The following is a 12357-nucleotide window of genomic DNA, read 5'->3' as shown; positions in this document are numbered from 1 at the left end:
GCCGCGCAATCTGCCTGAGTTGCGAGACGCTTACCTCCGGTGGAGGCTCAGGCGGAGGGGTCGAACGGCTCCAGCACGAAGACCGGGATGAGCCGCTGCGTCTTGCGCGCGTAGGCGGCGTAGTCGGGGTACGCGGCGACCGCCCGCTGCCACCAGAGGTCGCGCTGCTCCCCCTGCGCCTCATGCGCGAGGTAGTCGCGCTTGTGCGCTCCGCCTTGCAGTTCGACGTGCGGGTGCGCGACGACGTTGTAGTACCAGACCGGATGTTCCGGGGCACCGCCGAGCGACGCCACGACGGCGTACACGCCCTCGTGTTCGACGCGCATCAGCGGGCTCTTGCGCAGCAGCCCCGACTTCGCGCCGACCGAGGTGAGCACCACGATCGGCATTCCCCGCATCGTCGCCGAACGCTGGCCGTTGCTGGCCTCGAACGACTCGGCCTGGCGGCGCGAGGCTGCCGACGTTCCCGGTGCGTACACTCCGTCGAGCGGCATAGGCTCTCCTCTCCCCTTTCTCCCGACACTACCGCCGGGAACGACGAAGGGCCGCACCCGCGCGAACGAGGATGCGGCCCTTCGGAGGGTGCGTCGCTAGCGCGAGGCGACCAGCGTGCGCAGCGGTCCGGTGGTGACCGGAACCGCGGGCACCGTCGCGGGCACTGGACGGCCGAGGGCACGGAAGTCCCAGCCAGCCGCGCGCCAGGCGTCGGCGTCGAGGCAGTTGCGGGCGTCGATCACCACGGGGGTGTTGACCAGCTCGTGCATCTTGACCGGGTCGGCGTCGACGAACTCGGCCCACTCGGTGAGCACGAGCAGCGCGTCGGCGTCGGCCACAGCGTCGTCCATGTTGTCCACGTAGGTGAGGGTGGGGAACATGGCCTTCGCCGTGGCGCCGGCCTCCGGGTCGAACACCACGACCTGCGCGCCGCGCAGGTGCAGCGCCGCGGCCACGTTGAGGGCCGGCGAGTCGCGCACGTCGTCGGTGTGCGGCTTGAAGGCCGCACCCAGAACGCCGATGCGACGGTTGAGCACCGAGCCGCCGAGGGCCGTCAGGGCGAGGTCGATCACGCGCTGACGCTGGCCCATGTTGATCTCGTCGACCTGCTGCATGAGCGAAGCGGCCGAGTAGGCGCCGAGTTCGCTCGAGCGGTACATCAGCGCGCGGATGTCCTTCGGCAGGCAACCGCCGCCGAAGCCGAGACCGGCGTTGAGGAACTGACGGCCGATGCGCACGTCGTGGCCGAGTGCGTCGGCGAGAACGGAAACATCGGCTCCCGCGGCTTCGCAGACCTCGGCGATGGCGTTGATGAACGAGATCTTCGTGGCGAGGAACGCGTTGGCGCTCACCTTCACGAGCTCGGCGGTGGGCAGGTCGCACGCGATCACGGGGGTGCCCGTGGCGATCGGCATGGCGTAGACGACACGCATGAGCGCCTCGGCTTGCTCGGAGGCGCCGCCGAACACGATGCGGTCGGGGGCCAGCGTGTCCATGACCGCCTTGCCCTCGCGCAGGAACTCGGGGTTCCAGATCAGTTCGGCACTGATGCCGGTCGGCAGCACTCCGGCGATGATCTCGCGCAGACGCATTCCCGTTCCGACGGGCACGGTCGATTTGCCGACGATGAGGCCGTCGTGCGTCATGCTCGACGCGACCGCCGAGGTGGCGTCCTCGACGAACTTGAGGTTCGCGGCGTTGCTTCCGCGCTGCTGGGGCGTGCCGACACAGATGAAGTGCACGTCGGAGAGCGCGGTGGCCTCGGCGATGTCGGTGGTGAAGCGCAGGCGCCCGCTCTGCACGTGCTTCACGATGAGCTCGGGAAGGCCGGGCTCGAAGAACGGCACGCGGCCGGCGCTCAGCGCCTCGACCTTCTTCGGGTCGACGTCGACGCCCACGACCTCGAAGCCCATCTCGGCCATGGCCGCGGCGTGCGTCGCTCCCAGATAGCCGGTGCCGATCACGCTGATACGGGGTGGTGTTGCCTTGCGGTCCTGGGGCGTGTTCTTTGTGGATTCTGTCTTGGCATTCATGGTGAACCTCCCTGATTTCTCTGCGTGATGTGAACGGTGGTGTGTGGATGAGTCGGTCATGGTGTGGGAATCGGAGTCAGATTGAAGTTGTCCTCCGGCCTGAGGATCCCCTCCTTGAACGCTTCGAGACTCTCGGGTCGCGATTCGATGCGCCAGTCGTTGGTTGCGAGTTCACCCTCGGTGTAGCTGGTGACCGCGAGGTTGAACCAGCCGAGACCGACGATGTCGGCATTCTTCGGATCGGCGAGGGCGTCGAAGACCGAGGTGATCCACTTGGCCTTCTTGCCGCCGACCTCCGACGCTCCGATCTCCGCCAACACGATCGGCTTGTCGCTGATCTGGCGCAGCTGGTCGAGCGTAGCGCCGAACGTGTAGTCGAAGGTGAAGTCGTTGTCGGCCTTGTACGCGGGGCGCAGGTACCCGGAGACTCCGACCCAGTCGACGTACTCGTCGCCCGGGTAGAGCGAGGTGAGGAAGTCGACGCTCTTGTTCGCGGCCGGCAGGTTGTTCACGATGTTCGGCGCCCAAGTCCAGATGACGAGGTTGTTCGCACCCTCCTGTTCGAAGATGTCGTGCACGTGCTGCCACGTCTTGACGTAGTCGCCGACGCGGTTGCCGTTGATCGGCTCGCCCTTGCCCGTGGTCTCCGACCAGGGGTACCAGACGCCGTTCATCTCGTGGTCGAAACGGATGGCGAGGGGAAGTCCGGTGGCGACGATGTCCTTCGCGTACTGGCGGATGTACTCGTCGTACTTTCCGGGGACTCCGGCAGCCGGGTCGCCGATGATGGCGGGGAGCTGGTAGTCGGGCTCGTCGACCTGGCTGTTCGGCGAACCGATGGGACGGGACTCCCACGTGAGCATCGGGAGCTGGTTCCTGTCCCAAGCCCGCGTGACGGCGTTCGCGCGGAAGGTCTCGTCCCAGCCGCTGAAGTAGCCGACCATGCTCGGCTGGTTGCCGAGCTTCGTCGCGACCTCGTCGTAGGTGGCCCAGTTGAAGGGTGCCTGCGTCGTGTAGAGACCGAGGTAGCGCGAGGTGGGGTTGACGATCTCGGCCTTGGTCGGAATGACCACCGGCTCCTTGACGGGAGCCGCGACCGCGGGTGCCGGGACCTTCACGGGCGCCTTGACCGGGGTCGTCGACTTCGCCGGCGCCTTGGCGGGCGTCCTGGTCACCGGCGGCTTGTTGTCTTTCACCACGGGGGCGGCCTCGACGGTGGTGGCCTCGGCGAGCTTGCGCTGCGTCGACTCGAGCTGGGTGGAGAGGCGGGCGAGCTGCCCGTTCTTGTCGTCCATCTTCGACTCGAGCTCGACGGTGCGGCTGAGCAGACGGTTACGCTCCTGCTTCATGTCGGCGACGGTGTCGGGGTCGACGACCGCGGCTGTGACCGAGTCGCGCACGTCGGCGATCGGGTTGGCCGGCGACATCCAGACGAAGTAGCAGACCGCGATGAGGGCGAGGGCGATCGCGCTCGCGCCGATCGTGGTGCGTCGCGCGCTGGACGTGCTGGACGCCCACCACGAGGAGTTAGACCTGGACAAGAAGTACCGCCTCTACAAAGAAAATGGTGAAGCCGATGAGATAAGGGAACGCCGCCTTGGGGTTGAGACGACGCCGTGGAGTTGTCTGTCGCATGGCGGGCTTCTGAACAATCGGTCGGATGGTCTCCGCGCGGCGCTCCGCGACCAGTACGCTGCCGGGTTGGGCGTCGTACTGCGTGGGCTGGTCGGCGGAGGTCGCCGGAGCCGAGGTCGCCCAGGACGAGTCGATGTCGCCGAGGTCGGCCTGGCTCGTCGGTGCCAGGTGGCCCGGGTTGTCGAGGGCCTGCTCGCGCGCGGCGTCGGTCGCGTCATCCTGTCCTCCACCGGCGTAGGCGCCGGCTCTCGTTCCCCAGCCGCTCGCGTGGCCCATGCGGAAGAACCCGATGAGACGCACGGGCATGAGGAAGAACGTGGAGGCGAGGATGAAGATCGGCAGGCGGAAGAAGTCGGAGGGCTTTTCGCCCAGGTGGCGCATCTGCCGGATTCCCATGCTGAGAACGGATGACACGACCATGAGCCCCACGATCCAGAGCAGCCCCGACTGCACCCCGTACTCGCTCAGCAGCCCCTCGTAGAAGTTGTAGCCCTGACCGGAGAGTGCGCGGTAGGCCCAGCCGCCGATGACGCCGGCGAGCAGGAACGGAAGGATGATGTCCATCACGAAGAACAGGGCGAGCAGCGGCGCGTGGCCGAGCATCCACGGCAGCATGCGCAGCGTGTTGTACTGGCTGCCGCGCGCCCAGCGCAGCTGCTGCTTGAAGAGCTTCTTGATCTGCAGCGGGGCGTCGGTGTAGACGAGGCTCGTGTGCTGGTAGACCGTGCGGTAGCCCTCTTTGAGCGTGAGGTTGGTCAGCGTACGGTCGTCGGAGACCTCGAGGAAGACGCCCATGAAGCGCTCGGTCATGAACTTGTCCATGACGGTCATGAGGATCGAGCGGCGGAAGGCGATGGTGCGGCCCGGGAGGCAGCCGACCTGGCCCATCACGCTCTGCGCGGGCATCGAGTAGAGCGATCGCGAGTTCTCGAGCCAGTCGGCCCAGCGGGTGATCCACGAACGCTCCGGTTCGAGAATGCGCTGGCGGGTGGTGACGCCGCCGACCCTGGCGTCGGCGAACGGCTTGACCAGTTCGTCGAGCGCGTTCGGCATCCACACGGTGTCCGAGTCGACGAGCACCGTGATGTCGCCTTTCGACAGGTTGGTGCCGATCATCACGGCGTTGCGCTTGCCGGGGATCGGGGTGTGCACCCAGCGCACGAGCGGTGCGTACTCGTCGCACACGGCCTGCAGTGCCGGGTTCTCGGCGCCGTTGATGACGACGATGATCTCGCCCGGCTTCTGCTCGACCATGCGCTCGATGACGTCGCGGAAGAGGTCGAGCGGCTCGTCGACCACCGGAACGACGACGCTCGTGGTTCCGGTGTACGTGCCGGTGAACGGGCGGTACTGGCGGGAGACGAGCACCTTGATGACCCAGAGGATCCAGATGCAGGCGGAGTACACCGTGAAGAGGTAGAGCTCCGGGTGGCCCTCGATGAGATGGCGGATCTGAAGAATGAAAATGAACAAAGGTCCCCCAGTGAGCTGTGACTTGTGAACTTCCACAGCATTGGGGAATCGGAATGGTGCGCTTCGGGTATGGCCAGTATGTGTGCCGTGAACGGGGGCCGCAACACAATTTCGGCGGCGTGCGTAGCGCTGCGAAACGCTGGAGGCTGACAGCCGTCGAACGCTCGGACCGACGCTGTCCTCGCTTTGGGGGACTCCGAAAACGCGCGTCGCGGATGACACGGAAACCACCGTTCTCCGGGGTACGTCGGGCGGTGTGCGTTCCTCGCAGAACGCGGTTTTCCGCGCCCGCGAACCCGCGAACACGACACGACGGACTATCACGCTCCCCCGCGGAGCGCCCCTCCGGCTCGACCCGTTTGGGGGGCGGAATCGCAAAATGGGGTACAAGGCTTACAGCCCGTTTTCAGCCTTCGCAAGCCCCAAAAATCTTGCAAAATATATTTTGCTCAGTGGATGCAAACGCATCATTGGTGCGACCATTCCCGACCCCGCGCACAAAAGCTGCGTGAGGATCGCCTCACCAGCGTCGGACGGAGTTGATGGGCGCGGGCGGGCGCGGAGGCTCAGGTGAGGTAGTGAGCCGTATTTGCGGGCGAACCGTAGAACTCCCGCTCGAACACGTGGCGGGCGAGCCTGGTCGTTCGCAAGTAGTCTTCCTCGAGCTGCGAGGCCGACCCCGGCGGGTATTCGAGAAGTCGGGCCACCCCCTCCAGTTGAGGGCGGTCGGTGGGCAGCACGTCGGCCGTCTTCGAACTCCACAGCGTGATCGCGCTGCGCGCCCGCGAGGCGAACACCCACGCGTCGTGCAGCTTCGCGGCATCCGTCCCGGTGACCAGGCCGGCCTCCACCGCCCGCGCGAGGGCGATGAGCGTGGACGTGGTGCGCAGGCCGGGGTTCGCCGCTCCGTGCCGTATCTGCAGGAGCTGCACGAACCACTCGACGTCGCTCAGCGAGCCTCGGCCGAGCTTCAGGTGCCGGGCGGGGTCGGCCGCCTGCGGCAGGCGCTCCGACTCGATACGGGCCTTGATGCGCTTGATCTCGCGCACGTCCTGCTCGCTGATGGCGGTCGGGAATCGCACCCCGTCGGCGAGCGACTCGAAGGCGTCGATGAGCGGGGCGTCGCCGACCACACCACGGGCCCGCAGCAGCGCCTGGGCCTCCCAGGTGAGCGACCAGCGCGCGTAGTAGGCGCGGTACGACTCGAGCGACCGCACGATGGCGCCGTTCTTGCCCTCCGGACGCAGCCCGATGTCGAGGTCGAGCGGGGTGCGCAGGTCTTCCGTGAGCCGAGAGAGCGTGCGCACGATGTTCTCGGCGCGTGACTGGGCCTCGGAGTCCGTGGCGCCCGCCGGGCGGTAGACGTACATCACGTCGGCGTCAGAGCCGAAACCGAGTTCTCCTCCCCCGTACCGTCCCATGGCGATCACGGCGAACTCGATACCGTCGCCGTAGCGATGCGCGATCGCCAGCACACCGGTGAGGACCGCGGTGGTGATGTCGCTGAGGCCGGCGCCGAGTTCCTCGACGGTGATGGTGCCGAGGATGGCGCTCATGGCGAGGCGCAGGATTTCGCGGCGCCGCGCGGTGCGCAGAACGAGAGCCGCGTCATCCGCGTTGTCGGGGTGTCTCGCAACGGTGGCTCGGGCCTCGTCGAGCAGAACGGACAGCGGGCGGGGTCGCAGCTCGCCGTCGTTCTCGAGCCACGCGGCCGCCTCCGGGATGCGCTCGAAGAGGTCGCCGACGAACCGCGAGCCGGAGAGCACGTGGGTGAGCCGCTGCGCCGCGGCCGAGGAATCCCGCAGCATACGCAGGAACCAGTAGGCCTCACCGAGGTCGTCACTGAGGCGCCGGAAGGCGAGCAAGCCGTGGTCGGGGTCGGCGCCCTCGGCGAACCACTGCAGCATGACGGGCAGCAGGTTGCGCTGGATGGTCGCACGGCGCGAGACGCCGCCGGTGAGGGCCGCGATGTGACGCAGGGCGCCGGCCGGGTCACGGAAGCCGATCGCCGCGAGTCGCGCCGTGGCCTGTTCGCTGCTGAGTGCCAGCCCGTCCTCGGGTAGCGCGGCGACCGCCGACAGCAGCGGGCGGTAGAAGAGCCTCTCGTGCAGGCGGCGCACCGCGTTCTTGGTGCGCTTCCACTGCTCCGAGAGTTCCGAGCCGCTCGGTGACACCCTGCTCGCCCGCGCGAGCACGCGGAGGGCGTCGGGGTCGGTGGGCATGAGATGGGTGCGGCTGAGCTTGGTCAGCTGCAGCCGGTGCTCGAGCAGCCGCAGGAACCGGTAGTCACGCGAGAACTCCGCGGCCTCGACACGCCCGATGTAGCCCTGGTCGGCGAGGGCAGTCAGTGCCGGCAGAGTCGCGCCCTGGCGAACCGCCGGGTCGGCCTGCCCGTGCACCAGCTGCAACAGCTGGATGGTGAACTCCACGTCACGCAGGCCGCCGGGGCCGAGTTTGAGCTGCACGTCGAGCTCGTCGGTGGGGATGTTGTGCGTGACCCGTTCGCGCATGCGCTGCACGGACTCGACGAAGCCCGCGCGGCTCGCGCTCGACCAGACGAGGGGCGAGACGGCAGCGGCATACCGTGCCCCGAGCTCGGCGTCGCCGGCGAGCGGCCGCGCCTTGAGCAGCGCCTGGAACTCCCAGCTCTTCGCCCAGCGGTCGTAATAGGCGAGGTGCGACTCGAGGGTGCGTACGAGGGCGCCGTCTTTGCCCTCCGGGCGCAGGTTGGCGTCGACCTCCCAGAGCTCCGGTTCGAAGGCCGGCTCGTGGATGCCGCGCATGGTCTCCATCGCCAGACGCGTGGCGATCTCGACCGCGCGGTCGCTCGCGAGGCCGTCGGCCGCCTCAGCGACGAAGATCACGTCGACGTCGCTCACGTAGTTGAGTTCGCGGGCGCCGGCCTTGCCCATGCCGATCACGGCGAGCCGGGTTCTCTCGACGTCGGCCGCAGGGAACCGCACCGAGCCGCGGGCGATGGCGATGGACGCGTCGAGCGCGGCGGCGGCGAGATCGGCGAGGGCCGCCGCCACCACGGAGACCGCCGCGAGGGGGTCGTTCTGTTCGAGGTCCCAGACCGTCAGCTGAAGCAGGTGTCTGCGGTAGCGGACGCGCAGGGCGGTCACCGCCCTGTCTACGTCGAGGCCTGCCGTGGCCGCGAGGATGTCGGCGCTGTAGGCGGCGACCGAGAGCGGAGGAACGGGCTGCAGCAGCGCGTCGAGTTCGGACGGACGGCGCAACAGGAAGTCACCGAGACCCGCCGAGGCGCCGAGCACGCGCACGAGCCGGGCGGCAGCCGCGGCATCCGCCAGCACCGGCTGCACCTGGGCGGGCGCGTACTCGCGGAGACGGCTGAGCGCCAGCAGCGCCTGGTCGGGGTCGGCGGCCACCGCGAACAGCGGGGTGACCGGCTCGGTCACCCCGTCGAACTCGGCGAGCCGCTGCCTCGCGGTCTCGAGGTCGGCGAATCCGAGCCGGGCCAGGTCAGTCAGCGTCGTCTGATGGCGCATGCGTGCCTCTGCTTACAACGGGTCGTCCTACAGGATTTCGAGGTTGCTCTCCAGCTCGTACGGCGTGACCTGCGCGCGGTATTCCTGCCACTCGCGACGCTTGTTCAGCAGTACGTAGTTGAAGACCTGCTCGCCGAGGGTCTCGGCGACGAGCTCCGAGTCCTCCATGAGCGAGACGGCGTGGTCGAGGCTCGTCGGCAGCTGGCTGTAGCCGAGCGCGCGGCGTTCGGCGTCGGACAGTTCCCACACGTTGTCTTCGGCCTCGGGCGGCAGCTCGTAGCCCTCCTCGATGCCCTTGAGCCCCGCCGCGAGCAGCAGGGAGTAGGCGAGGTAGGGGTTGGCGGCCGAGTCGATCGCACGGTACTCGACGCGCGCGCTCTGGCCCTTATTGGGCTTGTAGAGGGGAACGCGCACGAGCGCGGAGCGGTTGTTGTGCCCCCACGTGACGAAGCTGGGGGCCTCGTCGCCGCCCCACAGGCGCTTGTACGAGTTGACGAACTGGTTGGTGACCGCGGTGATCTCGGGCGCGTGCTTGAGCAGGCCGGCGACGAACTGGCGGCCGATCTGCGACAGCTGGTAGTGCCCGCTGGCGTCGTAGAACGCGTTGGTGTCGCCCTCGAACAGCGACAGGTGGGTGTGCATGCCGCTGCCCGGCTGGTCGCTCATCGGCTTCGGCATAAACGTGGCATAGACGCCCTGCTCGATCGCGACCTCTTTGATCACGGTGCGGAACGTCATGATGTTGTCGGCCGTGGTGAGCGCGTCCGCGTAGCGCAGGTCGATCTCGTTCTGACCGGGACCGGCCTCGTGGTGGCTGAACTCCACCGAGATGCCGAGGTCTTCGAGCATGCGCACCGAACGGCGGCGGAAATCGTGTGCCGTGCCGCCCGGGACGTTGTCGAAGAATCCGGCGGAATCGACGGGCTCGGGCTTGCCGCCCTTGAGCTTCGACGACTTGAGCAGGTAGAACTCGATCTCCGGATGCGTATAGAACGTGAATCCGCGATCCGCGGCCTTCGCGAGCGTGCGCTTGAGCACGTGGCGAGGGTCGGACACGGCCGGCTGGCCGTCGGGGGTGGTGATGTCGCAGAACATGCGGGCGGTCGGGTCGATCTCGCCGCGCCAGGGAAGGATCTGGAACGTGGTGGGGTCGGGCTGCGCGAGCATGTCGGCCTCGTAGGCGCGGGTGAACCCCTCGATCGCGGAGCCGTCGAATCCCAGCCCCTCGGCGAATGCACCCTCGACCTCGGCCGGAGCGATCGCGACGCTCTTCAGGGTGCCGACGACGTCGGTGAACCACAGGCGGATGAACTTGATGCCTCGTTCTTCAATGGTTCGAAGAACGAAGTCTCGTTGCTTGTCCATCCGGCTCCTCATGTTGGTTCTGGGGGTGGTCGTTTACGCGCTATCAGGCTACTGGCTCCGCCACGTCTCCGCTTGGCGCCCGGCCGGGTGGCCCTACACTTCGATAATGGCCAAGCCCGCAGCATCCAGAACCAGAGCGTCGGCGAAAGCCTCACAACAGCGGGCCCGTCCGACCAGGGCGCTCGTCATCCTCTACCTCGTCTACGCCGTCGTCTTCGTGGGCGTCGCGTTCTACACGGTGCTTCACCTCGTGTTCTTCGGCTTCTCGGGCGACCCGGTCGGCATCGACCTCGGCGCCGCCTTTCTGCTGCCGCTGGTCTGGATCGTGGGGCTGCTGCGCACCGTCAAGCTGCGCGACAGGCCGAAGGCCGCGCTCGCGTGGGGCTACAGCGTCATCGCCGTGCTCGTGATCGCGATGATCGTGGACACCATCTGGTTCCAGCCGATCCTCGCGGGCTGACCCGGGGGCCGCTCGCGCGGCGAAGCTAGACTTGCCGAATGGCAGAGCAGGCAGTCAAACGCGTCCGTACCCGGCACTTTCAGAACGCGAAAGAGAACGGGATCAAGATCACCGGGCTCACGAGCTACGACCAGCTGACGGCGACCATCTTCGACGAGGCGGGCATCGACTTCCTGCTCGTGGGTGACTCAGCGGGCAACACGGTCTTCGGGCACGACACGACCCTGCCGGTGACCGTCGACGAGCTCATCCCGCTCGCCAGGGCGGTGGCCGGTTCGGTCAAGCGCGCCTTCGTGGTCGCCGACATGCCGTTCGGCTCGTACGAGACCAGCCCCGACGAGGCCCTGCACACCGCGTTCCGGTTCATGAAGGAGACCGGCGCCCACGCCGTCAAGCTCGAGGGCGGCGTGCGCAGCGCGGAGCAGATCCGCCGCATCGTGTCGGCCGGCATCCCGGTCATGGCGCACATCGGTTTCACGCCGCAGAGCGAACACGGTCTCGGCGGCCACATGATCCAGGGCCGCGGCGAGGGTGCCGAGGCGTTGCTCGCCGACGCCCACGCGGTCGAGGACGCCGGCGCGTTCGCGGTAGTGCTCGAGATGGTTCCGTCGGGCATCGCCGCACAGGTCACCGAAGAGCTGCGCATCCCGACGATCGGCGTCGGAGCCGGCCCGCACGTCGACGGCCAGCTGCTCGTCTGGACCGACTGGGCCGGGCTGACGACGGGACGCATCCCGAAGTTCGTGCGCCAGTATGCCGACCTGAAGGGCGTGCTCACCGACGCCACGAAGGCCTACATCGCCGACGTCGGTTCGGCCTCGTACCCGGCCGCCGAGCACGAGTACCCGGAGTAGCCGGTCGCGCGCCGCTAGTTGTTGCGGGCCTCGTCTTCGGCCCACTTGCGGGCGCGCTCGGCGATGATCTGCGGGGCGCGGGCGGCGTCTTCGCGCGTCGCGAACGGGCCGTCACGGTCGGAACCGAGCGACTGAGCGCCCTCTTCCACTTCGCCGGTCTTGTTGTTGTACCACCACTCGGTCATCGCAGCTCCTGTCGGTCGTTCTCCCTCCAGACTAGGCCCGTCGGGGCGGCCGCCACCGCACGGAACCTAGACTGGGTGACATGCCTAGGGACAGCAACGGACACCTCACACCCGGTCGGATCTCACCGCTGAGGAGTGTGCCGCAGGAGATCGCGCGGCCCGAGTACGTGGGCAAGAAGGCGCCGAAGAACCACACGGGCGGTGACGTCTACCCCGCGACATCCATCGATCTGATCCGCGAATCGAGCATCATCGCGGCGCAGGCAATCCAGGCTGTCGGGCGCGCGGCGCGACCGGGCATCACGACCGACGAGCTCGACCAGATCGGCCACGATTTCGTGGTCGCGGCCGGCGCCTACCCCTCGTGCCTCGGCTACCGAGGCTTCCCGAAGTCGGTCTGCACGTCGCTCAACGAGGTGATCTGCCACGGCATCCCCGACGACACCGTGCTCGAAGACGGCGACATCATCAACATCGACATCACGGCCTACAAGAACGGCTTCCACGGCGACAGCAACGTGACCTTCCTCGTCGGCGAGGTCTCGGCCGAGGCCGTCGACCTGGTCGAACGCACCCGCGAGTCGCTCAACCGGGGCATCAAGGCGGTCGCCCCCGGCCGCGAGGTCAACGTGATCGGGCGCGCCATCGAGTCGTACGCCAAGCGCTTCGACCTCGGAGTGGTGCGCGACTTCACCGGGCACGGCGTGGGGGCCGCGTTCCATTCCGGGCTGATCATCCCGCACTACGACTCGGCTCCGCGGTTCGCCGACGAGATCGTCGAGAACATGGTGTTCACGATCGAGCCGATGCTCACCCTCGGCGGTTCGCCCGCGTGGGAGATGTGGGCCG

The 12357-nt window shown here is 67.8% G+C and carries 10 protein-coding genes; 3 read left to right on the top strand and 7 right to left on the bottom strand.

The annotated features are described in order from the left end of the window. Positions 1-47 precede the first annotated feature (47 nt). The 6 genes from ACLQ6X_RS16610 to ACLQ6X_RS16585 form a co-directional block, all read right to left on the bottom strand. A complete protein-coding gene (locus ACLQ6X_RS16610) occupies positions 48-494 on the bottom strand; it encodes a nitroreductase family deazaflavin-dependent oxidoreductase (RefSeq protein ID WP_411701255.1) in 447 nt (148 codons plus the stop codon). 96 nt (positions 495-590) lie between these two features. Next, the gene (locus ACLQ6X_RS16605; RefSeq protein ID WP_411701254.1) at positions 591-2027 is read right to left on the bottom strand and encodes a UDP-glucose dehydrogenase family protein; all 1437 of its coding nucleotides are present in this window, start codon (positions 2025-2027) and stop codon (positions 591-593) included. A gap of 56 nt (positions 2028-2083) precedes the next feature. After that, complete coding sequence (locus ACLQ6X_RS16600; RefSeq protein WP_411701253.1) at positions 2084-3568, bottom strand: glycosyl hydrolase; 1485 nt, start codon at positions 3566-3568, stop codon at positions 2084-2086. Then, positions 3555-5135, bottom strand: coding sequence for a glycosyltransferase family 2 protein (locus ACLQ6X_RS16595; protein ID WP_411701252.1), 1581 nt, complete (start codon positions 5133-5135; stop codon positions 3555-3557). Before ACLQ6X_RS16595 ends, ACLQ6X_RS16600 begins: the two co-directional genes overlap by 14 nt. 566 nt (positions 5136-5701) lie before the next feature. Then, positions 5702-8644: a bifunctional [glutamine synthetase] adenylyltransferase/[glutamine synthetase]-adenylyl-L-tyrosine phosphorylase gene (locus tag ACLQ6X_RS16590; RefSeq protein ID WP_411701251.1), complete on the bottom strand. Its 2943-nt coding sequence runs from the start codon at positions 8642-8644 to the stop codon at positions 5702-5704. Between the two features lie 27 nt (positions 8645-8671). Further along, positions 8672-10009 carry a glutamine synthetase family protein gene (locus tag ACLQ6X_RS16585; protein WP_411701250.1) on the bottom strand — a complete coding sequence of 446 codons (1338 nt, stop codon included), beginning with the start codon at positions 10007-10009 and terminating at the stop codon, positions 8672-8674. A 106-nt stretch (positions 10010-10115) separates the two neighbouring features. Here ACLQ6X_RS16585 and ACLQ6X_RS16580 point away from each other — a divergent pair, with 106 nt between their 5' ends. Together ACLQ6X_RS16580 and panB are read left to right on the top strand one after the other, a co-directional pair. Then, positions 10116-10469 (top strand): hypothetical protein, encoded by a 354-nt coding sequence (locus ACLQ6X_RS16580; protein WP_411701249.1) that lies wholly within the window; start codon positions 10116-10118, stop codon positions 10467-10469. 38 nt (positions 10470-10507) lie between these two features. Further along, complete coding sequence (gene panB / locus ACLQ6X_RS16575) at positions 10508-11323, top strand: 3-methyl-2-oxobutanoate hydroxymethyltransferase (protein WP_411701248.1); 816 nt, start codon at positions 10508-10510, stop codon at positions 11321-11323. A gap of 14 nt (positions 11324-11337) precedes the next feature. On the opposite strand, the gene ACLQ6X_RS16570 is transcribed toward panB, so the two are convergent. After that, positions 11338-11508 (bottom strand): methionine aminopeptidase, encoded by a 171-nt coding sequence (locus ACLQ6X_RS16570; protein WP_411701247.1) that lies wholly within the window; start codon positions 11506-11508, stop codon positions 11338-11340. Between the two features lie 80 nt (positions 11509-11588). On the opposite strand from ACLQ6X_RS16570, the gene map reads away from it, so the two are divergent. Next, positions 11589-12357, top strand: a 769-nt coding sequence (map, locus tag ACLQ6X_RS16565; protein ID WP_411701246.1) for a type I methionyl aminopeptidase, incomplete at its 3' end; no start/stop codon positions are given.

The sequence above is a fragment of the Conyzicola sp. genome, assembly GCF_046714715.1.
In the GTDB taxonomy this organism is placed as follows: Bacteria; Actinomycetota; Actinomycetes; order Actinomycetales; family Microbacteriaceae; genus Conyzicola.
This window is presented reverse-complemented; position numbering and strand designations above follow the sequence as displayed.